22 protein-coding genes are annotated in these 24847 nt (G+C 61.5%); 11 read left to right on the top strand and 11 right to left on the bottom strand.

What is annotated here, in order from left to right; genetic code table 11:
- Window positions 1-216: 216 nt before the first annotated feature.
- Window positions 217-1020: a lipid II flippase Amj family protein gene (locus tag AB4061_RS31400; RefSeq protein WP_441640116.1), complete on the top strand. Its 804-nt coding sequence runs from the start codon at window positions 217-219 to the stop codon at window positions 1018-1020.
- Between the two features lie 152 nt (window positions 1021-1172).
- Complete coding sequence (locus AB4061_RS31405; RefSeq protein WP_441640117.1) at window positions 1173-1709, top strand: hypothetical protein; 537 nt, start codon at window positions 1173-1175, stop codon at window positions 1707-1709.
- Between the two features lie 132 nt (window positions 1710-1841).
- Here the strand turns inward: AB4061_RS31405 and AB4061_RS31410 are convergent, their stop codons facing one another.
- Together AB4061_RS31410 and AB4061_RS31415 are read right to left on the bottom strand one after the other, a co-directional pair.
- The gene (locus AB4061_RS31410; protein ID WP_441640118.1) at window positions 1842-2273 is read right to left on the bottom strand and encodes a hypothetical protein; all 432 of its coding nucleotides are present in this window, start codon (window positions 2271-2273) and stop codon (window positions 1842-1844) included.
- A 206-nt stretch (window positions 2274-2479) separates the two neighbouring features.
- Window positions 2480-2971, bottom strand: a complete 492-nt coding sequence (locus tag AB4061_RS31415; RefSeq protein WP_441640119.1) for a hypothetical protein — start codon at window positions 2969-2971, stop codon at window positions 2480-2482.
- Between the two features lie 400 nt (window positions 2972-3371).
- On the opposite strand from AB4061_RS31415, the gene AB4061_RS31420 reads away from it, so the two are divergent.
- The 4 genes from AB4061_RS31420 (at window position 3372) to AB4061_RS31435 (ending at window position 8064) form a co-directional block, all read left to right on the top strand.
- Window positions 3372-3770 (top strand): SgcJ/EcaC family oxidoreductase, encoded by a 399-nt coding sequence (locus AB4061_RS31420; RefSeq protein ID WP_441640120.1) that lies wholly within the window; start codon window positions 3372-3374, stop codon window positions 3768-3770.
- 205 nt (window positions 3771-3975) lie between these two features.
- Complete coding sequence (fusA, locus tag AB4061_RS31425; RefSeq protein WP_441640121.1) at window positions 3976-6024, top strand: elongation factor G; 2049 nt, start codon at window positions 3976-3978, stop codon at window positions 6022-6024.
- Window positions 6025-6064: 40 nt separating this feature from the next.
- Window positions 6065-6856: an alpha/beta hydrolase gene (locus AB4061_RS31430; protein ID WP_441640147.1), complete on the top strand. Its 792-nt coding sequence runs from the start codon at window positions 6065-6067 to the stop codon at window positions 6854-6856.
- Window positions 6857-7005: 149 nt separating this feature from the next.
- Window positions 7006-8064, top strand: a complete 1059-nt coding sequence (locus AB4061_RS31435) for a class I SAM-dependent methyltransferase (protein ID WP_441640148.1) — start codon at window positions 7006-7008, stop codon at window positions 8062-8064.
- 437 nt (window positions 8065-8501) lie between these two features.
- Here the strand turns inward: AB4061_RS31435 and AB4061_RS31440 are convergent, their stop codons facing one another.
- From AB4061_RS31440 to AB4061_RS31455, 4 genes are all read right to left on the bottom strand, one after another.
- Window positions 8502-9152, bottom strand: a complete 651-nt coding sequence (locus tag AB4061_RS31440) for a hypothetical protein (RefSeq protein ID WP_441640122.1) — start codon at window positions 9150-9152, stop codon at window positions 8502-8504.
- A 408-nt stretch (window positions 9153-9560) separates the two neighbouring features.
- On the bottom strand, window positions 9561-12503 hold the full coding sequence (locus AB4061_RS31445; protein ID WP_441640123.1) for a bifunctional diguanylate cyclase/phosphodiesterase: 2943 nt from the start codon (window positions 12501-12503) through the stop codon (window positions 9561-9563).
- Window positions 12500-13735, bottom strand: coding sequence for an extracellular solute-binding protein (locus AB4061_RS31450; RefSeq protein WP_441640149.1), 1236 nt, complete (start codon window positions 13733-13735; stop codon window positions 12500-12502). Before AB4061_RS31450 ends, AB4061_RS31445 begins: the two co-directional genes overlap by 4 nt.
- Before the next feature lie 442 nt (window positions 13736-14177).
- Entirely contained in the window at window positions 14178-15161 is a 984-nt protein-coding gene (locus AB4061_RS31455; protein ID WP_441640124.1) for a LysR family transcriptional regulator, read from the bottom strand.
- Between the two features lie 309 nt (window positions 15162-15470).
- Here AB4061_RS31455 and AB4061_RS31460 point away from each other — a divergent pair, with 309 nt between their 5' ends.
- Together AB4061_RS31460 and AB4061_RS31465 are read left to right on the top strand one after the other, a co-directional pair.
- The gene (locus tag AB4061_RS31460; protein ID WP_441640150.1) at window positions 15471-16601 is read left to right on the top strand and encodes an MFS transporter; all 1131 of its coding nucleotides are present in this window, start codon (window positions 15471-15473) and stop codon (window positions 16599-16601) included.
- A gap of 191 nt (window positions 16602-16792) precedes the next feature.
- Complete coding sequence (locus AB4061_RS31465) at window positions 16793-17176, top strand: hypothetical protein (RefSeq protein WP_441640151.1); 384 nt, start codon at window positions 16793-16795, stop codon at window positions 17174-17176.
- A gap of 42 nt (window positions 17177-17218) precedes the next feature.
- On the opposite strand, the gene gcvA is transcribed toward AB4061_RS31465, so the two are convergent.
- Window positions 17219-18199 carry a transcriptional regulator GcvA gene (gcvA, locus tag AB4061_RS31470; RefSeq protein ID WP_441640125.1) on the bottom strand — a complete coding sequence of 327 codons (981 nt, stop codon included), beginning with the start codon at window positions 18197-18199 and terminating at the stop codon, window positions 17219-17221.
- Between the two features lie 152 nt (window positions 18200-18351).
- Here gcvA and AB4061_RS31475 point away from each other — a divergent pair, with 152 nt between their 5' ends.
- Together AB4061_RS31475 and AB4061_RS31480 are read left to right on the top strand one after the other, a co-directional pair.
- Window positions 18352-19173, top strand: a complete 822-nt coding sequence (locus AB4061_RS31475; RefSeq protein WP_441640126.1) for an aminotransferase class IV family protein — start codon at window positions 18352-18354, stop codon at window positions 19171-19173.
- Between the two features lie 86 nt (window positions 19174-19259).
- Window positions 19260-19952 carry a cytochrome b/b6 domain-containing protein gene (locus AB4061_RS31480; protein ID WP_441640127.1) on the top strand — a complete coding sequence of 231 codons (693 nt, stop codon included), beginning with the start codon at window positions 19260-19262 and terminating at the stop codon, window positions 19950-19952.
- A 14-nt stretch (window positions 19953-19966) separates the two neighbouring features.
- Here the strand turns inward: AB4061_RS31480 and AB4061_RS31485 are convergent, their stop codons facing one another.
- The 4 genes from AB4061_RS31485 to AB4061_RS31500 all read right to left on the bottom strand — a co-directional run bounded on the left by AB4061_RS31485 (window position 19967) and on the right by AB4061_RS31500 (window position 24071).
- Window positions 19967-20395 carry a CHRD domain-containing protein gene (locus tag AB4061_RS31485; RefSeq protein ID WP_441640128.1) on the bottom strand — a complete coding sequence of 143 codons (429 nt, stop codon included), beginning with the start codon at window positions 20393-20395 and terminating at the stop codon, window positions 19967-19969.
- A gap of 295 nt (window positions 20396-20690) precedes the next feature.
- The gene (locus tag AB4061_RS31490; protein ID WP_441640129.1) at window positions 20691-21713 is read right to left on the bottom strand and encodes a class I fructose-bisphosphate aldolase; all 1023 of its coding nucleotides are present in this window, start codon (window positions 21711-21713) and stop codon (window positions 20691-20693) included.
- A 155-nt stretch (window positions 21714-21868) separates the two neighbouring features.
- Entirely contained in the window at window positions 21869-23566 is a 1698-nt protein-coding gene (locus AB4061_RS31495; protein ID WP_441640130.1) for an adenylate/guanylate cyclase domain-containing protein, read from the bottom strand.
- Between the two features lie 286 nt (window positions 23567-23852).
- Window positions 23853-24071, bottom strand: a complete 219-nt coding sequence (locus tag AB4061_RS31500; protein ID WP_441640131.1) for a hypothetical protein — start codon at window positions 24069-24071, stop codon at window positions 23853-23855.
- A 377-nt stretch (window positions 24072-24448) separates the two neighbouring features.
- On the opposite strand from AB4061_RS31500, the gene AB4061_RS31505 reads away from it, so the two are divergent.
- Entirely contained in the window at window positions 24449-24793 is a 345-nt protein-coding gene (locus AB4061_RS31505; RefSeq protein ID WP_441640132.1) for a DUF4148 domain-containing protein, read from the top strand.
- Window positions 24794-24847: the final 54 nt, after the last annotated feature.

A 24847-nucleotide genomic window follows, 5' to 3' on the forward strand; every position in this document is an offset into this window, starting at 1 on the left:
GTTTGTGGAATAGCCGTGCGACCGCTTCGGGTCGGCAGAAGAGCCGACCGGGGAGCGACCGACGGAGGGCGCTTGCCGGCCAGGAACGGCCGTTAGATCGGAAGCGCAGGTCTGTTTAGGGACTGAATCCGTAGGAGGGCATCTGGTAAAGTGCCGCAGCAGTCCTAGATTCGCAACGAACCTGCCCCCGCAGACAAGAAAAGGAAGGCCATACCGATGGATCTCCGGCTCTTCTTCATCTGCTTTCTCACTTTTGTGATCCACCTGATCGGGACGTTGGCCTATTCCATCCGAATTGCAGGTGTTCGCACAGGACGCATCGCCGTCTCCTTTGCGCTGTTCAGCGTGATGATGCTCATTTCCCGTACTTCCAACTCCTTCCTCGGCCCATTTTTGGCCAAGCGTGTGGAGACAAACCTTATGGGGGAGAGTGCCGGGAATTTGGTGATGGATTTTAGATGGTTACTGATGGCCGCCGCACTGGCGACGCTCTTCGGTGCCTTCCTCATCCCGACCTTTCAGCGTGTCTTTAGTAGGGCTGTTCTCCACTTTCAGGTTCATCGCTCAATCCCAAAGCTAATCCTGCATGGATTCTTCAAGGGAGGCATCAGCTATATCAAAGACGCGGCCACGGTGCCAGCGAAGGCGAACATCGTCGCTGCGCACCGGGGGCACGGTATAGCACCGTCGGTGATCTGCCTCAATATCATCGCTGTCGCACTGTGGACTGTCGGGGTTTTTGCGTCGTTATACGCAGGTTATCTCGATCCGAACGTGAGGGTCACCTCAAGTACGTTGTCGTCGATCATCAATGGAGGTGCGACCATCGCGATGGCGCTGTTCATCGACCCATATATGTCTGCGATGACCGATGATGTCGTCGAGGGAAAGGTTACCCAGTCGCAATTCAGGAAGGCCGTGGTTTGTCTGGTCGGAAGTCGGCTGGCAGGTACTCTGTTGGCGCAACTGCTCTTTGTCCCCGCAGCGGGCCTGATTGCCTATGTTGCGGCGGTACTCTGATTGATGAGCTAGGCTTGCGCCGATGTGCGGATCAGTGGCTCAGTTCGGCCAATAGCCGCCGTTAGAGTATTCTCTGACCGGATCAAAGCTAGCTCTGAAGCTTCAGAAAAACTAGCGTCCCGCAGCCGATGGGCGCTGACCAGCAGTATGTCATGGACCAATTACGCCCTCTGAAAGACAAGATTTGCCAAGCCGAAATCAAGGAGCCTCCTCTGCCGTGGCGAAAAGCAAGTGTATTTGCAGTGGGGGGGCTTGAATCAGTAGGCTTCGATAGAGAGTCCGAACATCTTCTCGTTGTGTCGAGCCAGGGGCGAGGCGTATTCGATTGCCGCGTGGGAAAGCGTGTTGCCCGTGACGATGCAAACCAGATTGGAGACTACCTTCACCTCGAGGCACAAGGAATTGGACCGCTTGACGGCAAGGTCATCCGAATGGCAGGCCTATATGGCGGAGGTCTACCGCTGGCAACCGAGGACCGTTGGTCTCTTGAGATCGTCACGTTAAACTGGCCCGCAACGAGTATTCTCCTGTTTGAGCCGGACTCATGGTTATTTGGCTCTTTGTACGGCAAGCCGGACAGCTTTCACAAGATTGCTCTCGAGTCGGAAGTTCGTGCATGCGGATTCTCGGCGTCCGGAAGATCGCTCGTTATCGCAACTTCCTCCGATCTAACTATTTTCGTACGGTGAGTAGTCGTTGCGACGGCTTGTCGGCCATCGTGCCGCCTGCAGCATTTAGTCTCGCAAATGACCGTTCGGGGGAGTCGCTACCGGCCGCTAAGGGTTGTGGCCGTTCCAGCCCGATATCTACAAATCTCTCCTCTAACTTGATCGCTGCTCTGTAATCGGGGTGATGCCGATAACTTCTACAGACGCGCAATTAATCCTAACATCGAGTCCGGATAGTGGAGTTATGTCGAAGAGCAGGCGCCCGTTAGAGTCCTCGGTTACACGGATCTCAGATATCCATCCGCCTGCCCCAGAATCCTGAATCTCAATATTTGCATATAATGGTCCTCTGCACCGGATTTCAATAATGCAATCGGGCTCATTTCCTGTGAAGGTAGGGTTATCCTGCCCCCAATGATGGATTAAAAGGATAACGTCGGAACCATAAGTATTACAGGATTTCGAGAAATTTATTGAGAGACCTATTATTTCAGCGTCATGGAAGCTTGGCCAATAGCCGAAGGCGTCTTCAACAAGCTTGCTCCCCTTTATTAGAGCGGCTGTCGCTGCACTCTCCTTGCTCATATGCCCTCCCTTGCTTCCAAGATCACTACGTCATAGATCTTCTTAGCCGGTTGCAGGCGTCCGATCCGGCGGGGTTCGCGACCCTGAGCCGCCTTTTGAGCTCGAGACGCCGTAACGACCGCCTCCGATGTACAACCGCCGCTTGCCCGGCCGAGTTGGCCGGAGAATGATTGCTCCAGGCGGATAGCGCTATCCAGCGGGCAGGTTCATCCGACCGGCAGACGAACCCGCTTGGAGCAAGCGGTCGCAATTGGGGCGAGTGCGGGTGACTTGACCTTGGACAGCGCTGCTAGTGATTTCCGCTCATATGCTTTAGCGACCCCAGGTTCTGGCTCGAGAAAAGGCGAGGTGCAGATGTTCGCCAAATCAAATCCATGACCGACCAAAGCTAAGACCCGATTTGGTGCTTTTGGGAGGGCAAACGCCACGGCATAGTCGAGGGCTAGGGATACGCCGGCATCTGAAAATGGTCGAAGAGCGCTTGCAACCTTTAGCCACGATGTGTCGCCGGACTCAATACCAGATAGCACGTGGCCAAAGTCCTTCTCGTGTTCCCACAGATCCCAGAGCACCTTGTGGCCCCCCTCTTTGGCGATGCGAGCAATCAGATTCTCTGCAGAGATTTCCGAGCTACCCGCAGCGAGAGCCGTCATAGGAAATAGTGCAAGGAGCAGAAGGATTTTGGCTAGTTGTCTCATAGAACGCGTTTCCACGTGCCGCACAGTGCAGCCAAACGAGATGGGGGAAGAAAGTGGCCCTCAAATTTCGGATTTTCTTCTCATCACAGCTTCATACAGAATAACAAGGGGCGGCCGGCTTGTGCGTGCGTTGGGAAACACAGGATGCCAAGCGATGCGGCCCGTAGCATGCTGCGATAACCTGACGCACGAGGCGAAGTGCGTAGCCGCCGTTGAAGGCGGCTTTGTGGGTACGCCAGTCGTCCAAACGTCTTAGGCAAGGGAATACCGAGCGACGCGTTATGGCCGATAGCGGCAGCTGACGTCTTCACTCCACAACGCTCCGAACGAGCTGGTCTCATTGCCGCCGCCGTCCCCTACGTGCCATCCTTAGGCCCAACCCCTACCGGATCAACCCAACATGACCCAAGATGAAAGCGCCATCCGCGACGTAGTCAACACATGGTTCACCGCCACCAAATCCGGCGACCTCCCCGCCGTCCTGGACCTAATGACCGACGACGTCATCTTCATGGCCCCCCGCCAGCCGCCCTTCGGCAAGAAAGAGTTCGCCGCAGCCTCCGAAGGCATGAAGAACCTCCAGTTCGACGGCACCTACGACATCCAGGAAGTCCAAGTCCTAGGCAACTGGGCCTACCTCCGCAACCATATCCGCATGACCGTCACGCCGCCTGACGGCAACCCTCCGATGCACCGCTCCGGCTACACCCTCACCATCCTGCGCAAAGACCCCGACGGCCGTTGGCGGCTCACCCGCGACGCAAACCTGCTGGCAGCGGAAACGGCAGCCACCCCGTGACGACAGCATCGCCAAGTGAATTGCAGGAGCGAAACAGTCATTGTGCAGCGCACTACAAAATAAGCGCCTGCTCACAGTCCCCTTCCCCGCATCCCCACCACGTACCTCGTCGCCACCCCGCCCCAGATCAGGATTCACCCCACATGGCGTTCCCACCCCATATCGCCAATAATGATCTCACTGCCATTGCCGGACGAGGGCGACCATGCTTTATAGTCCCGATGCAATTCGTACCGTCGCCCTGCTGGGGCACGCGGGGTGCGGCAAGACCTCCCTGGTCGAGGCGCTGCTGCACAAGGGAGGTGCGCTGCACATGCCCGGCAGCGTGGAGCGCGGCACCACGGTCTGCGACTTTGATCCGCTGGAGCGCAAGTACCACCACTCGCTCACCACCGCGGTGGCCCACCTCCACTATCGCGACACCCGCATCTACCTGCTGGACACACCCGGCTATCCCGATTTCTCCGGGCTGTCGATGAGCGCCCTGGCGGCGGTGGAGACGGCCGCCATCGTCATCAACGCGCAGACCGGCATCGAGATGACGACCCGGCGCATGATGGCGTGGGCGCAGGCGCGCAAGCTGTGCCGGATGATCGTGGTCAACGGCATCGACAAGGAGAAGGTGGATCTGCCCAAGCTGCTGGCCGATATCCAGGAGGCGTTCGGCAAGGAGTGCTTGCCGATCAACCTGCCGGCGGGGCGAGGCGGCGAGGTGGTGGATTGCTTCTTTAACCCGGCTGGCGAGGCGGATTTTCTGTCGGTGGCGTCGGCGCACGAGGCGCTGGTCGATCAGGTGGTGGAGATCGATCCGCAGCTGATGGAGCTGTATCTGGAGCAGGGCGAGCAAATTGCGCCGGAGCAGTTGCATGCGCCGTTCGAGCGGGCGCTGCGCGAGGGCCACCTGGTGCCGATCTGCTTTACCTCGGCGGCCAGCGGGGCTGGTGTCGCGGAGCTGCTCGATGTGCTTGTGCGCTTGCTGCCCAACCCGGCGGAGGGCAATCCGCCGTTGTTTAACCGTGATGCGGGCGAGCGCCAGGTAGCGATTCGCGCCGAGCCGGTGCCGGACAAGCATGTGCTGGCGCATGTCTTCAAGATCACCATGGACCCGTATCTGGGCAAAATGGCTGTGTTCCGCATCCACCAGGGCACGGTCACGCGCGACAGCCTGCTGTTTATCGGCGATGCGCGCCAGCCGTTCAAGGTGGCGCATCTGCTGATGCTGCAGGGCAAGGAGCGCGTTGAAGTGTCGCAGGCTGGGCCGGGCGATATCTGCGCCGTGGCCAAGATCGACGAGATTGCCTTTGATGCTGTGCTGCATGATGCCAGCGAGGACGGCAACATCCACCTGGCCCCGCTGGACTTTCCTACCCCGATCTACGGCCTGGCGATCGAGCCGTCGCGCCGCGGCAACGAGCAGCGCTTGTCGGAGGTCCTGCAGAAGCTTGGCGCGGAAGACCCTTGCCTGCGCATCGAGCATCCGGCGGGCACCAATGAAACGGTGATCCTTGGCCTGGGTGAGCTCCAGCTGCGTTGCGCGCTGGAGCGCCTGACCGGCCAGTACAAGCTGGAGGTGGTGACGCGCCCGCCGAAGATCGCTTATCGCGAAACCATCGGCGGCAAGGCCGAGGGGCATCATCGCCACAAGAAGCAGACGGGCGGTGCCGGCCAGTTCGGCGAGGTGCAGCTGCGCGTGGAGCCGCTGCCGCGCGGCACGGGCTTCGAGTTTGTCGATGCGGTCAAGGGGGGGGCGATTCCGGGCCAGTTCATTCCCGCTGTGGAAAAGGGCATCCGCCAGGTGCTTGAGTGCGGGCCGCTGGCGGGCTTTCCGATGCAGGACGTGCGCGTCACCGTGTTCGATGGCAAGAGCCATTCGGTGGATTCGAAGGAGGTGGCGTTCGCGGCTGCAGGCCGCAAGGCCTTTATCGAGGCCGTGCTCAAGGCGCGGCCGAGCGTGCTGGAGCCGATCGTGGATATCGAGGTGACGATGCCCGAGGCGGCGATGGGCGACATCATCAGTGACCTCTCCGCCAAGCGGGGCCAGGTGCGTGGCACGCGCACCGCGGCAGGCAATAGCGTGCTCGTTGCGGGACAAGTGCCGCTGTCGGAGTTGAACGACTACCAATCGCGCCTGAACAGCATCACAGGCGGCCACGGCAACTACACGATCCAGCTCAGTCACTACGAAGCCGTGCCGCCTGCCCAGCAGCAGCTGATGGCGTCGCACCATAAGGCGCATGGCAGCAGCGTGGACTGAGGGGATGCCAGGATACCGCGATGCCCCGATGGGCATGGCGATGAAAACCGTCGGGCTTGCGCTATGGCTCGGCTGTCTTCTGCCGTCCCCTGCCCTTGCGGCGCTGCAAGACCAGTTTCTGTATTTTCCTGCCAAGGCGGCGTTGCCGGAGCTGGTTGCTGGCGGGCTAAGGGCGTGGCCGTCTTCGCAAGATTTCAAGGGCTTGGTGGCCGAGCCCAGCGGGCCAGTGCGTGCCACCGCGATTGTGTTCCATGGCAATGCCGGACATGCCGGTCACCGTAGGGCATACGCCGCAGCGCTGGCACCGCAGGGCGTGCGCGTGATCCTTGCCGAGTACCCGGGCTACGGGCCGCGGCCGGGGCTGTTGAGCGAAGTCAGCCTTGTGGCCGATGCCGAGCAGATCATCGCGCAGGCCTATCGGCAATACGGCGCCCCGCTGCTGGTGATCGGCGAATCGCTGGGGGCCGGCGTTGCTGCCGCGGCCGCAGCGCGCCAGCGGGACAAGACGGCTGGCCTGATGCTGATCACGCCGTGGGACACGCTGCGGCATGTTGCCGGCTACCACTATCCCTGGCTGCCGGTGTCGTGGCTGCTGCGAGATCGCTATGACAGCGCGGCCAACCTGGCGCGGTTCGACCGGCCGGTTGTGGTGGTGGTTGCGCAGCGCGACAGCATCGTCCCGGCGCGCTTTGGCGTGGCGTTGCATGACGGGCTGACAGCGCCCCGGCAGTTGCGTGTGGTGCCTGGTGCCGAGCACAACGATTGGTTTGAGCGGGTGAACGGAGGCTGGTGGCGCGATGCCGTTCGTTTTTTGCTTGGCGGGGCGGATTGAGTTGGCGCTGCCACGACCCACATTGCATGGGCCGGGCACTCACGGCTTATCTAGTCGTCAACGCACGGATGAGGTTGGCAGCGTCGTTCTGCCGCGAACTATCCGAGCCTTCCCCACGACCGCGTCGACTACCGAAGCGTTCTCAGTCAATCGCTAAAGGGCACACAGCCGCGCGCGTCGCCTTGTGGCGCGCACTGCATGTCGAGGCCGCCCCCCTGCCGCATGTGCTGGAAGACCAAATCGGCCTTAAGCTGCTGGCCCCGGACGAGGGCTGGCGCAGCCGCGGGGATATGGACCCGCAGTTCACGCGTCCCTTTCGCGCTTCAATCGTGGCTCATGCTCACTTCATTGAGGATCTGGTCGCGGAGCAGGCCGCCCCCGGGGTTAGTCAGTATGTCATCCTCGGCGCGGGCCTTGACACCTTCGCACAGCGCAGACTACAAGCAGAACCCAGACTTATTGGCCTGAGGCCGAGTGGAGTGCTCATGGACACATTCAAACGTTTTAATTTCAAATTGAGCTTTGATAAACAAAAGATTTCTCGCGTTCCTGAACAAGTACAAATCGACAGAAGTCTTGCCTTTCTCAAAGCAATAGGCCAGATCGACCCCATTCTCAAGAACTGGTTTTTATGTGCAGATGGGAAAGATGAAGGTCTGACGCACAATGTTCTTCTGGACCGGAGCAGCCTCCTGCGTGAGATAGCGTCCTGGAAAGACTCGGATTCCGATGTCAATGACATGAGTTTTGTTCTTTGGAATGGTGTGTCCGATCCGCTCAAAGGCGGACTTTCGATCACCTACCACGCAAGAAGTGGTGGTTCGCTGCCAGCGGGCATCGAATTTTCCGAAGCAGGGACATTGATTCGTTGTTTACAAGATCCTCGACAGGGCATTGTCGAATTGATGGCCACGGCTACCGATCTCTGGCCGGAGATTTACTGGGGCGTGGCCGCCCCCAGTGAATACTTGCGCAAGCAGCGGACCTTTCAGGACCGGCAGACAGTCGGTTGGATCGGCTACTGCCCTCATCCATTGCCAACGGCCGACTTCCCGGACCTTGCTGAGCTACGACCCACGCGATCCCAAGGAACCATCATCGTTTCCTGTGCCGACATCATGGACGAGAAGAACGTCCAGCACGTGAAGGTCGTGGGTGAATCCGATATCAAATTGATGGAACTCGGGCTTTTGCCTGCGCGGTCTTGAGTCGGAATGCCTATCCGAACCACAGTACCGCGCTCAGAGCGCCCATAACCATGCCGGCCAGCGGCCCAGCCCATCACTGACCGGACATACGTAAGTCATTGCGCCGGCAGGCGAGTTCATTGAACGTCTGATCCTGAAGATACCGAACTTCCGCTTTGGGTCGCGAACGGCAGTTTGTCGCGGCTTGCTGAATGGCCGTTCCTCGGCCAAGGCAGCCATCAATTGAAGATGGCTTCTTGGGCCCAGAGACCTAGTCACCGATGCGCAAGCATTTGGCGGCATGGTTGTTGGCCCAATCACCGTTGAGCCGACGGGCAGTCTTGAACTCACTGGCATGTGTTGCTCTTCAGTGCTAGTCCGCGGCACTGCCGTCATCTCCGGAAGAATGCGACCCTATGGGGCGTATGCGATGGACCGTCCTACGCAAGCACGGGCCGTCATAGCACGCGAGAGAGTTCTTCGATCACGATATCGCCGTAGTCCGGATCCTTGATGGAGAACTCTCCTACGCCACCCACCGGGTCCAGGTTCAGGAAGACTTCACCCTCGCCGCCCCGTAGAAACATCTTCGTCGCGATCCAATTTCCAGCAGGCGTACTCGAAAACGTGCCGGCTATCTGGTTACCCGCAGGCTTGCCCGGCGATGCGCCGATGGTCACCTGCACGTTGCCATCCGTCCTGCTTAACCCGGTCCCCAGAATTGCCACGCCGAAAGGAAGCAACTTGACTTTATCAGTCATGGGCTTCGGCTCCCTGGCCATTAGTGCCGCAGAGAGCCGCTGGACCAATACGCGGGAGTCAGAGCCTTCCACGCCAGCGATGCTGCCTTTCGAGAAGGAAAACGGCATATTCGTGTCGCGATTGGGTTGTGTCATCTGTATGGAGATCAGGAACTTGGCAGTGGAACCCCACGACTCATGGGTAGCCATCCAGGTTTTTTCCTGAAGGTCCCCAACCGTTCTGCTGGAGATCTCGGCGATTTTGAACGACACCGTATTCGGGGCGGACTCTGTAGGTAAACAGGCAGACAGGACCAAAGCCATCATTACGGAAAGCAGGCGGATGGCAGATCCAAGATAGGATTTCATGGTGTTGGCGAGTTGCTTGTGAAGTAAATTCCGGATCGCGGAGGCGAATCGCCTATTCGTTAAAGGGACCTGCCTCAAACGTTACCATCCCGTTCGAAAACTCCCGAGTCCAGATATTGCGAGGGTCCTCGCCTACCCCTCGTACGGCAAAGTTCCTGTTCGGCAAGTGAACGGCCAGCGTGGTGAACAGAGCAATAATTGACCAGCTATCCAGATAGAAGAGCGTATTCGCCAGCTAGAACATGCCTGCGGAACACTATCCTATCGGCAGCACCACGCGGGCTTGCACCCCTACTTAGGAGGGGCCGCCCGAATTTCTCCGGTTCTCGGATTGAGTTAGCGCTGCCGCTACAGGGTGAAGGCGAAACCCAGATGTTGCATGTTCGGGCGGGCCGGCTCCTTCAGCCACTAAAGCGTGGCGCGGTCCTGGCTACCCGGCCTTTTCTCGATATCCGGCCAGACCAAGCCTTCAAACTGATCAGGCGGAACCGGCCGGGAATACAAAAAGCCCTGGGCAAAATCACAACCCACGGCGCTGAGAAAATCGCGTTGCTCTGTCGTCTCCACCCCCTCGGCAATGACCTTCAATCCCAGTTTGTGCGCCAGCATGACCATGGCTTCGCAAAGCGCCTGATTGTCGCCGTCAGAGCCGAGGTTCTGCACGAATGAGCGGTCGATCTTGAGGTAGTCGATGTCAAAGCGCTTGAGATAGGCCAGGGACGAGTAGCCGGTGCCGAAGTCGTCGATCGAGATGCCGATTCCCGCGTCACGGAAGGTCAACAGCTTCTCGTTCAATTCGGCATCCAGTAACAGGCCCTCGGTGATTTCAACCACAACGCTCTGCCCCGGCATCCCTTCGCGCATGAGATAGTCGGACCATCGCGTACAAACCTGGCCGTCTAGCCGAATCTGCATCGGCGACATGTTGACGCTGATCTGGAACGACGGATGGAATCGGCCGCGCCATTGGCGGGCCTGGTGCACGGCCTGCTTGAACACCCAATCCCCGATCGGAACGATGAGCCCCGTGTCCTCGGCCAGTGGAATGAAGTCCAGCGGACTGATGGTGCCGCGTTCGGGGTGCAACCAGCGGATCAGTGCCTCGGCTTTGCGGATTTCCCCGGTGGCCAGGTCTACGATGGGCTGGTAGTAGAGCTGGAACTGTCCGCCAGGCAGGGCGGCACGTAGATCGCTGGTGAGACGCAGGCGCTTTTCTGCGACGACGCGCAAGTCGGGCGTGAAGTAGCTGAAGCGGTTGCGCCCGGCGTTCTTGGCCGCATACATGGCCTGGTCGGCATTCTTGAAGAGAATATCCAGTTCGCTGGTGTCGTCGGGGTAAAGCGTGACGCCAACACTGGCGGAGATGAACGCCTCATCCGCGCCGAGCGCGAACGGCTCGGCCAGCTTGCGGATGATGGCCGTTGCGATCCGTTCAACGCTTTCGGTATCGTCCGTGTTGGGCAGAATGACGGTGAACTCGTCGCCGCCAAGGCGAGCGACGATGTCCGATTCGCGCACGCACGAAATGATGCGCCTGGCCGCCTCGATCAGCAGGATGTCTCCTGTGTCGTGCCCCAAGGAGTCATTGACTTCTTTGAAGCGATCCAGGTCAATCAGCATCAAGGCCATATGCTGCCCGGAGCGATGCGCTATGCTGGCTTCGTGCTCCAGACGGCTGTGAAACATCTGGCGGTTCGGGAGATGGGTCAGCGCATCGAAATTGGCCTGTTTCCAGATTGTCGCCTCGAATGCCATCCGGTCCGATAGATCACGGCCCACGGCCAGCACCGAGTTCACCGTGCCGGACCGGTCAATCTCTGGCGTCAGGCGGATATGGGTGCAATGCTCCTGTCCATCCCTGTTGCGCCATCTCAGCTCGAATTGCCCACTTTTCCCGCTTGAAATGGCTTCGCTGATCTTCTCTTCGTAGATCAGCGCATTGGCGCCGCCGGGGACTTCCGAGGGCCGCTTGCCGAGCGCTTCGGCGAGGCTGCAGCCTGCCGAGTTGCAGAAGGCGGGATTGGCGTAAGTGCGGCGAAGGTCTCGATCGTAGCGGGTAATGGTGTCCGGAGAGTTCTCAATCAACGTTCGCGACTCCTGCTCCCTGCTGACGAGTTCCGCGGTTCGCTCGTCGACGGTCTGTTCCAGGGAGGCGTTGATCTCGTTGATCTTCTGGATCTTCTGCTTGATGGCCCCGCTCATTCTTTCAAAACGCTGCGCGAGCCGGCCTAGTTCATCCTTGCCGCGGGCATCGGTGCGCGCCGGCGCCGGCGCCTCGGCGCCCGCATCGTTGCCGGTGTCGTGCATCCTTCGCACCAGCTCTCTGAGTGGTGCGGAAATGCTGTGGGAAATGAAGTAGGCCAGGAAGATCGAAAGCAGGAAACCCGAAATGCCAACCAGTACGATCTGATTGCGCACGGACTGTGCCTCTGCCGTCAGCTTCTTTTCAGGGACTGTGCTGACCACGAGCCATGTCGTGCCGGGAATTCCTGTGTACGCGGCAAGGTAGCGCTCCTCGCGCTTGCCCTCGAAGTCGACGAAGCCACTCGGCTCCCCATTTAGCGCGTTGTTCGCGATGCGTTTGATCAGGTCAGGCTCGGCCGTCCCGTCGGTGTTCGTGGATATGCCGTCGGTGCGGACAACCAGTTTGTTGTTGCTGGCGTCGAGAACGTAGATCTCTGTTCCGCTCCCCAAGGCGACGTCATTGAAGATGGTCGAGAAATGCTCGGGGCGAATGACCAGGACCAGATTGCCGATTCGCCGATTGTTGCTCTTGCCGATGATGGCACGCACCATCCCAAGGTTTTGTTGTCCGACGCCGTTGTCGTAACTGCCCCAGTAGGGCCGGCCATTGCGGTCAGGGGCCTGCTTGACCAGACGCATGACACCGCGCGTTAGTTGCGCGAACGCCTGGGTATCCATGATCCGGTTGTTCTTGTCGAGCAGATACTTCTGGTTGATGAAATCAACCGAGCCGTAATGCTGCAGCAGCAGCCGGGTCATATCCTGGCGCGCCTCGTTCTGCTCTTTTGCACTGCCATTTACCGCGTTGGTCAGCGCATTTTGCACGCGATCAGAAAGGACGAGAAGGCTGCTTTCCGTCTCGACCTGCTCCATGCGCAACGCGATGTTCTTGGATACCTGCTTGACCATCTCTTTCGAGAATATCTCCGCCTTCTCCTTGATGGCGGCGGTGGACTCCACATACGAGATGTAGCCTGAAATCAGTATCGGTATCAGCGACAGCAGGATGAACGCAGTCATCAACCGGTAGCGAATTTCGACACGGCGCAGCAGGTCCAGCGAGAGATAGGCGAAAGCGCTTCGCAGCGAACCTGGGATTGTGCTCATTTGTAGTGCATCTTTGCTTCATTCTTGACAGACGCGTCGAGGAGTTTGGCTGCCTGTGCGGGTGTGATCTTCCTGACCAGCACGTCCTGCATCAATCGATGAAGCTGCTCGATCGAGTTGGAGGGTAGAACCGAATAGTAGGGGCTGGCGGTCACCGGATAGCGGCTGACCATGTTTGTGTAGTCGACCATTCTCTGATCGCTCACCAGCGTCCCCGCGCCTTGTTTGAATGGGGGGATGTTCTGGCGTTTTCTTTGGAGAATAGAGAACCCCTTCCCGGCAATGAATTCGAGAAAACGCGTGGCCGCGGCCTTGTTGGGCGTCTCGCACACCGCAAACCCGGTTTCGCTGCCGATCACAGGCACCACCCGCTCGCCGGGCGCGTTCCAGGGCGGAATAAACACGCCAACCTCGAAGGGATTGCCGTGCAGCAGAAGGCCGGCCGCCCAACTGCCGTGAAAGGTCATCGCGGCCTTGCCTTCCTTGAACAGCCGTATGCCTTCATCGTAATCCGTCGCCATGAAGGCGTCTTGTACGTAACCAAGTTGCGGCATCAGCGCCATCCTGGCAAAAATATCAGCTACCTGCGGCGTGTTCAGATCCAGCGTGCCATCACCGATTTTCTGCTTCCAGGCTGGCTCGCGCGCCACCACATTGTTGGCAAAGCCGAAGCTGAAGGGGCCGTTGCCGAGCATGTTCGGGAAGCCGCCGCTCCACATGATGGGTGTCAAGCCGGCAAGCTTGAGCTGCTTGCCAACCATCAGGAACTCGTGGAAGTTGGTTGGCAGTTCCTTGATCCCAGCCTTTGCGAACAGTGCCTTGTTGTAGTAGATCAGCGTTGTCGCCACGCCGCCGGATATGCCAAAACGCCTGGATTGGCGACTGGTCCAGTCCCCTTTGAGTGCGCTGAGCATGTTGTGCCATGCCGATGTCGCGCTCACGTCTGTCAGGATGCCCTGATCGGCCAGCTCAGCGGCGTAGGCGTTCGGGTTGACACTCACCAGATCCGGCAAGTTGCCAGAGGCAATCCGGGGCTTGATGTTCTCCTCGACCGAGTTGCCAATCATGAACTGCACATTCACGCGGACGTCTGGATTGAGCTTGCTGAATTCCGCGGCAATCTGGAGCATCTCCTCCGGCCAGTCTGGCGCCCATATCAGCGCGGTAATGGAAGTCCTGGCTGGCTCGGCTGCGCCCGACGCAACGTTGTCTCGCTGTTGGCAACCGCACAAGAGCAAGACAATGAGGCCGAGCAGGCCAGCTAGCCGCGAGGAAAACGCAATGCGTCGCGCTTGGTGGTTCACTGTGCGGCTTCCGGATGGATTGGCCGTGCTTCAGCAGGCACTTTCGACGTGCCGGGAAGCGAACCGCTGGCGCTTGCAATCAGCAACGGATTCCCGACCAGACGGGGCTTGCAAACACAGCATGGATGCACGGCCAACCCGCATCAGGAAACGCTTACGACGGCTGCGATGCGTATGTTTAGCCATGACGTCGGGTTAGGCGAATTAAACGGGATGGTGCCCACATTGCATATCGACAACGAGCGCGAATACTGTACCGGGGCAAACCCGAATTTCCCCGCCACGGCGCGTATACCGGTACGACCGGAGCCAGCATGATAGCCGAATGAGCGCGCCTGACCGGGGATTCAACCGGTGGATTGCTGATTGATCAATGCTTGGTCCCACCTGCCCCACCCGCCCCACCTGCCCTACTTGCCACGCCCGCCCCACTTGTCGCATTTGTCGCATTTGTCGCACCAGGGCCAACGATGCGCAGCGTTTGCACCACCAGCGAAAACGCCGGCGAGGGCTGGCGCCTGCTGGGGTAGTACAGGTGGTAGCCCTCGAATTTCGGGCACCAGTCCTCCAGCACGCGCACTAGCCGGCCGGCTTCGATATGCGGCATCAGCTCATCTTCGGGCAGCAGGGTGATGCCCAGCCCGGCCAGCGCCGCGTCCAACTGGGGCTGTGCGGTGTTGAAGATCAACTGACCATCGACGCGCACGTTCACCCGGCGGCCTCGGCGCTCGAAATCCCAAACGTACAACCCGCCTGACGTGGCCATACGCTGATTGATGCAGCAGTGCGCCGTCAGCTCATTTGGCGTCCTGGGGATGGGGTGAGCAGCAAAATATGCCGGCGAGGCCACCACCGCCAGACGCAACGGCGGGCCGATGGGCACGGCAATCATGTCTTTATCGATGGTGCTGCCCAGGCGTACGCCGGCATCGAACCGGTCAGCCACGATGTCACGGAAGCCGTAATTCACGTCGAACTCCAGCTTGATGTCCGGATACTCGCGCAGCAGCGGCGTGAGCTTGGGCAGCAAAATGCTGTGCAGCACGTTGTCACCGCAGGTAATGCGCACGGTGCCGGCGGGCTTCTCGCGCAATTCGGTCAAGGCATCGAGCTCCGCCTCGATCTCGTCGAAGCGATGGCCGATGGCCTGCATCAGCCGTTCGCCCGCTACGGTTGGCGAAACGCTGCGCGTGGTGCGCGTGAGCAGCCGGATCTGCAATCGCTCCTCCAATCCGCGAATGGTCTGGCTCAGGGCCGATTGCGTCACGCCCAGCACAGCGGCGGCACGGGTGAAGCTGCCTTCGCGCGCCACGGTGACGAAAGCCAAGAGATCGTTGAGGTTGCGTCTGCCCACGGCGCAGTCTCCCAAGGCATATTCAGTAGCCTAGCTTATATCCCATTTAAGTATTCATTAGCTAGTCAAGGTGGCTTGGGTTCGCAAAGATACGGGGCGCTGCCGCTGGGGAATGTGGACGCTGGCCAAACTGACTGTTCCCGACCGCGTGAATCTGATCTCGTCGCGAAAGTGCAGCGTTCTTTAACCGTATATCTGGATGACACAGCGCCTTTCATGACAATGGACGTTTGTACTGCCCCTGCGGGCGACACCGCCGCCCGGCGAGAGGCTGGGGAGCAACCGGCATCTTGGAGCGGCGTCTTTGCGATGACGCTGTGCGTCTTTGCGCTAATCGCCTCGGAATTCATGCCCGTCAGCCTGCTGACGCCCATGGCTGCGGATCTCCATGTCACCGAGGGGATGACGGGGCAAGGCATTGCGATCTCCGGCGCATTCGCTGTGGTGACGAGCCTGTTCATTTCCGCGCTTGCCGGCAGCATGAATCGCAAGACATTGCTGCTGGGGCTGACGGGCGTCATGGCCCTGTCAGGCGCGGTCGTCGCGCTGGCTCCGAACTATTTCACCTACATGGCAGGCCGTGCGCTCATTGGCGTGGTCGTGGGCGGATTCTGGTCCATGTCGGCGGCGACAGCCATGCGGCTCGTTCCAGCCAGTCAAGTGCCGCGCGCCTTGGCCATCTTCAATGGCGGCAACGCACTGGCCACGGTGGTGGCCGCGCCGCTTGGTAGCTACCTGGGTTCGGTCATTGGATGGCGTGGCGCCTTCTTTTGCCTGGTGCCGGTGGCATTGATCGCGCTGGCGTGGCAATGGATCAGCCTGCCTTCCATGCGCGTCGAGCAGCGCAGCGCGGGCTGCGGCAACGTCTTCACGCTATTTCGGAATCCGGTAGTGACCTTGGGGATGCTCGGTGCTGGGCTCTTCTTCATGGGGCAGTTCACGTTGTTCACCTACGTGCGGCCGTTCCTGGAAACGGTGACGCAGGTTGGCGTATCCGCGCTCTCGCTCATTCTGCTGCAGATAGGTGTGGCAGGCTTCATCGGTACCGCGCTCATCGGCACGGTACTCAAGCGGCGCTTCTACCAGACGCTGATTGCCATTCCGATCTTGATGGCTGCCATTGCCGTGGCATTGATCGCCTTTGGAGGCTGGACGGCTGCCGTCGTTGCACTCCTGGGTTTTTGGGGGCTGGTTGCCACCGCAGCGCCCGTAGGATGGTGGGGCTGGGTGGCCAGGACATTTCCGCAGAACGCCGAGGCCGGCGGCGGGCTGATGGTGGCCGTTGTCCAGCTTGCCATTGCCATAGGCTCGACCGTGGGGGGCTTGCTGTTCGACAGCAGCGGCTACCAAAGCACCTTCGAAGCGAGCGTAGCCCTGTTGCTGATCGCGGCCTTCCTGATTTATCTGACATCACGCGCGGAGGCGGCGCAGACCACTTGATCGATGCACGGTATCAGCGTTGTCGCTGTGCAAACCCGTAGCGGGCGGGTAAGCCCGCCGGGTGCCTCAGCGAAGCGCACGGCAAAGTTCTGTCCTTTGTCAATGACGTGCCGGACGCATCGCCCGGCCAGGCTGGCAGCATGGCCATCGGCACGTTCTCAGTCACGGCCCAACAGCACGGCGGTGTCGGCATGCAGCGTGTTTATGCACTGATTGCGACTTGCATCATGTTGGTTGCCTGTGTATCGACGGGCGTCTACGTGAAACCGGAGCAATTGTCGAACTTCATTCCCGATTTCTCTACCCTTGACGACGTTACCGCGCAGCTCGGGGCTCCCACATCCAAGACGACGTTGAGAGACGGGTCCACGATACTGATCTATTCCTTTGCGACCTCCAAGCCTCACCCCGAGAGCTTTATTCCATTCATTGGTCCGCTGTTTTCCGGCGGCGAGATCCGATCGTCGACGGTCCTTTTCGAGTTCGACGTGAACGGTGTCCTCAGGAGTCAACGCAGGACGACGTCGAGTGGTGCTTCGGGGTGGAGCGTATTGCCTGCCGGCGCGCCGCCGTAGTCAGAGCCTGTTCGTGCCTGAAGCCACGGTCAAATGGCACCTTCACAACGGATGGCCGCCCTGAACAGCGTGAGCGGCTTGAGCGGCTTGAGCGGCTTGAGCGGCTTGAGCCGTGCCAGCCGTCTCGTTGCGCATCCATTGGCTGAACGCAAGGATGCGAGGGTCCTGGCTGCTGCGCGCCGGATAGACGAGATGATAGGCGTACGCCGGCGCGACGCTCACGCCGATCTCGAATAGCCGCACCAGGCGGCCTTGGGCCAGGTCATTGGCAATCATGGGCAGTTCCACGAGGCCAATGGCAGCGCCGTCGATCACGGCCTGCACGACATGGCTCGAATCGGCAAAGGCAACGCATCGGCTGTCGTCGAAATCGTCGACGCCGGCCGCGGCCATCCACATGCGCCAGTCGGGCCAGGCCATGCCGTCCACCGGGCAGTCGACATAGCACAGCGTGTGGCCAAGCAAGTCCCGCGGCGTTTGCAGCCGGGCACCGGCTTCGCGCAGTTTCGGGCTGCAGATCGGGGCGACAACCGTGTCGAACAGCCGGTCCGAGCGCGTGTCTTCGTAGTGCCCGGCGCCAAAGCGGATCGCGATATCCACGTCGTCCGCGTCGAAGTCCCGTACCTGATCGGAAATATCGAATGTGAGTTCGAGCGTCGGGTTGGCGGCCCTGAACCGCGCAAGCCGGGGCAGCAGCCAGCTGGTGGCGAACATCGCACCTAGCGAGATGCGCAGATGCGCCGGTCCCCGCGCCATTCTCCGCGCCCGGCTGGTGGCCCGCTGCAAGGTGTCGAGCGCGTCGGCAGCCGCCTCGAACAAGACGGCGCCGGCTGGCGTGAGCTGGATGCTGCGGCTGGTGCGCGCGAACAGCGTGATGCCCAACTGGTCCTCGATCTCCTTGATCTGGTAGCTGACGGCAGCCGGCGTCAAGCCCACCTCCTGCGCCGCGCGGGTGAAGTTCAAGTGCCGCCCGGCCGCCTCGAAGGTCCTCAGTGCTCGTGTGCCCGGCAGCATTCGCTTCATCGATCTTCAAGCCGTTCTTAATGATCCGGCAAGAAATACTCGTTTCTCAAAGCGCGGTCAATAGCAGATAGTTGCGGCCAACCCTGCGCATGCAGGTGGGACGCGATGTTCGCCAAGCCCATTGCACACAACTACCGGAGTCTCAGCGACCCATGTCAGCTAGCCAGTCTTCTTTTATCGTTCAACGCAATGGCCTGCCGGCGACCCTCGCCGCGTTGGCCCCCCTCGCCTTTGCGGGTTATGCGCATTTCACCGCGATGCAGGTGCGCGGCGGCCGGGTCCGTGGGCTGGATCTCCATCTCGAGCGGCTCAGGGCGGCCTCGATGGCGTTGTTCGGCCGCGCATTGCCCGACGATCAGGTGCGGTCCTATCTGCGCGCGGCGCTGGCATGCACGCCAGCGGACGTCTCGCTGGTAGCCACCGTGTACTCGCCGGCGGGTGAGTTCACCGTGGCCGGCGCGGATGCCGAGCCTGAAGTGCTGGTGCGTACGGGGCCGCCCGCGTCCGGCCCACAGGGGCCGTTGGCGTTAGCCGCCGTCCCCCACGAGCGGGTGCTCCCAGCCCTGAAGCACGTTGGCGAAGTGGCCAAGACGTATTTCCTGCGCCAGTCCGTGGGCAAAGGCTTTGACGATGCCGCTTTCGTTGACGCTCGGGGGCGGCTCAGCGAGGGGACCATCTGGAACCTGGTCTTTTGGGACGGAGAAGCGGAGACGGTTGTGTGGCCCGAGGCCGAGATGCTGGCAGGCACGACCATGGGCATGGTGCGCCGGCAGCTGGATCGCCTCGGTGTGCGTCAGCGCGTCCAGCCGGTGACGCTTGCCGATCTGCCTGGCCTGGCCGGGGCGGCGGTGATGAACTCCTGGACGCCGGGGGTGGCGGTGAGCCGGATCGGTTCCGCGCCCATGCCTGAGGCGCCGGGCTTGCTGGCGCTGCTTCACCGGGCGTATCTAGTGGAAGAACCCGTCTCGCCGTGAGCCCATGCCAACGATTGCCCATTGTCGCGGATTGCGGTTGAATAGCCCATGACTTCGGGCCAGCGGCTATGCGGGAGGGCGCATCGATGAAACCTGACGGCCAGGTCCAATCTCCGGGGCAAGCTGATCGTCGCCCCGTGCTGGTCTGGGACTTGCCGACGCGGCTGTTCCACTGGCTAGCGGTGGTGCTGGTAGCGGGGGCTTATGCGACCTGGCGGCTGAACTGGATGGACTGGCATGTCCGGATTGGCGAAACCCTGCTCGCGCTGGTGCTGTTCCGCCTGCTTTGGGGCTGCTTTGGCAGCGAAACCGCACGGTTCCGCAGCTTTGTGGCCTCACCCGGCGCCGCGCTGCGCCATCTGCGGCATGGGTTGCGCCGCGAGGCCGACGTGCAAGTCGGCCACAACCCGGCCGGCGGGTGGATGGTGTTGCTGCTGCTTGCGTTGATGCTGGGCGAGACGCTCAGCGGGCTCTACATCAACAACGACATCGCGGACAAAGGGCCGCTCACCGAATGGGTCCCCGCATCGGTCGCCAATGCGATCACGGCGCTGCACACGATCCTGTGGGACGCGCTGCTGGCCGCGGTGGTGTTGCACGTGCTGGCCATCGCGCTGTACGCGGTGGCCAAGGGCCACAACCTGCTGCTTCCCATGCTGACCGGCCGCAAACGCCTGCCGGCGCGCATCGCCACACCGCGCCTGGCGAGCGCGATGCTGGCGCTGCTTCTGCTGGGAGCCGGCGCCGCCGCGGCGGCGCTTCTCTCGGTGTATCTCTGAGCTGCGGCGTGGCTTCAGTAGCTCTTCGGTGGCAGCACCTGGCCGCGTATCTCGCCGTCCGGATGATCCTTTGTGTGCACGTTGATGTACATTTCGCCGGCAAGGAATTCTTGCGCATCGGCCGGGGACAGCGTGGCCTGGCCCTTGAGGGGACTGGCGACCGGAGCGCCCTTAACGGAGATCCAGATTTTCGCGTTCGCGTTCTTGCCGTTTGTGGCAGGCCCGTGGAAATGCGCCATGGTGGCCTCGCTGGGCAGACCGTTGAGCGTGACTGCCCAGGTGACAACCCGCGTGCCGGGGTCGTAGGTGAGGTCGACGGAACCACTGCCCTTGGTCTGGACAGGAGGTACCTCCTGCGCGCCGCTGAGCGGCACGGTAAACGAGAGTGGCGCCGCATGCACCCAGGTCATCGACCCCGCCAAGGCGAGGCCGGAGAGCCACATGAGGTTTCGCCGCGATATTGAAACACGCATTTGATTGTCTCCTGTCCGGTATGGCACCGGTTGAACAGCGGCCGCCTGCAGCCGTTGCGTGGCGGCGGGAGTACCCGATGCCGGCACTTCCGGCGCCGGGTAAAGCTGTCAGCCAACCGGTCGCTGGCACGAGTCCGAGAAAAGGATAGACCCGGCTGTCTGTCAAATCCAGAACCGTGGTTAGCAGCCAGGCCGACATGGCGCCGCGCGTCCCCGCGCTACTCGACTTCCTGCTGGCGCGCTCCCGCCCGCGCCTGCCGGTTGCTCAGCCCGCAGCGGTCTCCAGCGCCGCTTCATATTGCCCCAGGCAGGCCATGCCATTCAGCCGTGAGCGCTGCAGCAGCGCCCGTTGTGCTTGCGCCACGTTAGCGGCCTCGCCGCGCCAGGCCAGCAGGGGCGGCTCCTGCAAGGCGCGCCCGTAGGAGAAGGACAGCCGCCAGGGCAACGGGGCGAGCCGGTTCATGGCATCGAGATTGGCGGTGGCCTCAGTGGGCGTTTGGCCGCCGGACAGGAAGAAGATGCCAGGCACCGCCGCGGGCACCGTGCGCTTGAGCACCTGCACGGTCTCGATGGCAACCTCGGCCGGCGCCGCGTGCCCGGCCTCCTTGCCGGGGAGCACCATGCTGGGCTTCAGCAGCATGTGTTCGAGCACTACCGCATGCCGGTGCAAGGCGTGAAAGACTTCGTGCAGCACGGCCTCGGTGACCTCGGCGCAACGCGCCATGGCGTGCGCGCCATCCATCAGCACCTCGGGCTCGACGATGGGCACCACGCCCGTCTCCTGGCAGATCGCGGCATAGCGTGCCAGCGCTTGCGCATTGGCCTGGATGGCGAGCCGGCCAGGCAGTCTGTCGGACACGTTGTACACCGCGCGCCACTTGGCAAAGCGCGCGCCTTGCTGGCGATAGGCGGCAAGCCGCTTGGCCAGCCCGTCGAGGCCCTCGGTGATCTCGTCGCCGGGAGCGTGGGCGAGCGCGAGCTTGCCCTTGTCCACCTTGATGCCGGGCACGATGCCTTGGCGCGCAGCCAGTTCTGGCAGCGGCGTGCCATCGTCGGCGCGCTGGCCCAGCGTTTCCTCGTACAGGATCACGCCGCTGATGCATTCACCCAGACCCGGTGTCGACAGGAGCAGTTTGCGCCACGCCCGGCGGCTTTCCTCGCTCGATGCCACACCGATGCGCTCGAACCGCTTGGCGATCGTCGGCCCGCTCTCGTCGGCGGCCAGCAGGCCCTTGCCCGCTTGAACCAGGGCATCCACGGTGGCTTGCAGTTCGCTTCGTGTGTCCATGATGCGGCTCCGTGAAGGTGACATGGGAACAAGCATTGACGCATCAGCGCAATCGCGCAAGCGGGCCGGGGGGCGTGGCCGGTGCTGATGGTGGCCGACCGAACACTTCGCGCAGCTTGCCCTTGGCCTGCCCGAGCGTGGCGCGCGGGGCGTAGTCAGGCCCGAGGCATCTGCGCCGCCTTGGACAGCACACAGACGGGCACCGGGTCATCGCGGCCTCGCACGTGTGCGGCAAGCTGCGGCAGGCCCACGGCCGAAACGCCGGCTTGCTGGAAGACCTGCTCCGAGACGATCGCCTCGCAAGCCATCTCTTTGGTCAACTGCTCGAGTCTCGAGGCCACATTCAACGGGTCGCCAATTGCCGTGAACGTAACATGGTCGCGGAAACCAATCTCGCCCATGACGGCCCGGCCGCAATGCAATCCGATGCCAAAGCGGATCGGCGTTTGCAACTGCTGCTTGAGCGCAGCGTTGAGTTCGTCAATATTGGCGGCAACCAGCGGCACTGCGCTGAGCGCCTGGCGACAGGCCTCGGCCGGCTCGCAGCGCAAGCCAAAGATCGCGAGCACCGCGTCTCCCAGGAACTGGTTGGGCAGACCGCCCGCCTGAACCACCGCGGCGCAGACCGCACTGAGGAAGCGGCTGACCATGAACAGGCTGTCGAACGGCAATTGTGCCGCCGCAAGCTTTGTGGAGTCCCGCATATCCACGAACATGAACGCCGCAAATCGCTCTTGCGGCATGACGTCCCGCTGACGCCGCTGCAGGAAGGCCGCCGATGCGGCCGGCGGCACCAGTGGCCACACGCAGAGATCATGGGTCGGCCGCAACTGGCAGGCCAGGCGCACTGTCTGCGAATCCGCGCCCAGCCGCTCCAGAACGCGCCGCTCGGCCTCCCCCGGCGCGGGCAGCGGCACGGCACTGAGCACACGCACCCGGCACAACGTGCATCGGGCGCGGCCGCCGCAGGTGCTGGCATGGGGCACGCCGCCCATGCGGCTAGCCTCCAGCACCGAGAATCCGAGCGGCGCGAATACCTTTCGCCCGTCCGGATACAGAACGCAGAGCCGCCCGGCCCGGCGCTCCCGCGCCGCGCGCACCAGGCGCGCTGCGAGCACCAGCAGCAGCGCACCACCATCGAAGAGCAAAAAGTCGTTGCGCAGTCCGGCGAGCCAGAGGATTTGCAACCCCGTGCCGACGATCGTCGTCCGGGTCGCCGCGGCGCGCCAGACGGGATCCTGCGCAAGCGCGATCACTTCCCGTCCGCCCTGCAAGAAGCCGAGCAGCGCGAGCACCGGGAGCAGCACGGCGGCGCTCAGCAGCACACTCCGCCACGCCCCGAACCATGGTTTCAAGCGCAACCAGAACCAGATGCCGTAACACCCATGCAGCCAGGCGACCACCAATAGCATCAGTTGCACGCGGCCGAAGAACGGTGAATCGATCCAGAACGAGTACAGCAACTGCGCATAGCCCTTGTTCAGGCCGAACTCGGCAAAGGCGACCCGCGTATTCACAACATGGTTGGCCAGCAGCGGCGGTATGCACAAGCCGAGGACGAGTTGCGCTACCTCACCCGGGGTCCAATGCAACGAGCGCCGTTCGTACAGCGCCCACAGACCCAGGAAGAAATGCGTCAACAGCGCGCTGTACAGCAGGGCCGTTCCAAGCCATCCCTGCCAGATGAACTTCTGCACGAGCAGACCACGCTCCAGCCAGGCGAGCGAGATATTCCCCAGCGAGTGGTTCAGCAGGTGCGTACCCACATAGGTAAACAGCACCAGTCCGGTGGACAGCCGGACCGATCGCACACCCGCCGGCCGCCACCTTTGGAGATAGGGAACGTGTGACATGCTCTACTCTACCCCCCCACGCATCGCGATGCGCCAGCACTTGCGACCAGGCGCCTGAGGCGCCTTGGCGATTTCCGTTTAGGCTCATCCAGCTTTCGTGTGAGTCGATTCATCGCTGGGCTATTTCCAGCGCTGCCGTAGCTCCCCTCTCCCATTTCATGGGAGAGGGGAGCAAAACAGCGTTTTTCTCAGCGCTTTGCTCCCCCCGCCACTTGCACCCGCGTGCAGTACCCACACGACTGCCTGAAGAACCTCTATTCAAGCCGCCGGTGGATCTGGCAGCGTCTTAGCTGTGCGCGCCGTCGGTGAACGGATCGCGCCGATCCGTGATTTTTGCCCCGTCGGAATAAACGTCGAACTTGCCCGCTTTCGCGCCATCCGTGTAGGGATCGCGCGGCCCGACGATATGGGTGTTGCTGTCAGAGGTTGAGGGGACGCTGGACGACTGGGCCAGCGCTGCGAACGAAGCCAATGCCGCGACAGCGGCCGCAATCAGGATTTTCATGACGAGCTCCAAATACAGTAGGGATAGCTTCCAAAGCGCATCTCCGTGAAGGCTACGCCTGGGCACGTAACTCGCTTCCGGTTTCCGGGGGTATCGATCAATCCCGAGAACTGGTTCGCCGTGCATTTGTAGAACCGCGCAGCCACCCGCTTTATTCCCGCACAAGCGGTTGATGCGGTCAGCGGCCAAGGGAAATTCCTGTGCCCCGGTTCATGTTCCTTTGTCCCTCTATCGCTGATGCCGTGGATGCGTTCTTTCTGCGAGGGAAATCGGGGGAATAAGCAGACCGGTGCCGCGGTTTACCCACGCAGAGCGTCCAGCTGCGCAGTCGAGTCGACCGCGGGTATCGCTCGCTCGGACTACCAAGGAGTACTGACATGAAATCGAATTCGCTAAATCGGCTTTTCGTGCTGCCCACGCGCGCCTCGCTCATCGTGAGCGCTGCGTTGATGGCAACGTCCGTTGGTGTCTATGCGCAAACGCCACCGGCGCCCGCCACGCATCCAGTCACTCGTGCGCAAGTGCGACATGAACTCGAGGAATTGGAGTCGGTCGGCTACAACCCTTCCCTAGGCGACAATGGCGACTATCCCGCCGACATCCAAGCGGCGGAACAAAAGCTGGAAGCCAAACATCAGGCGGAAAGGAATGCGTTGATGGGTGGAAACCAGGCAGCACAGACCAGTGACAACCAGACCGCACAGACAAAGGCCGCGCCGTGATTCCGGGCGCAGGGCGCACACGGTTTCTCGAAAGAGGATACGGCTGGCAGGGCA

Source organism: Cupriavidus sp. YAF13 (genome assembly GCF_052113425.1).
GTDB lineage: Bacteria > Pseudomonadota > Gammaproteobacteria > Burkholderiales > Burkholderiaceae > Cupriavidus.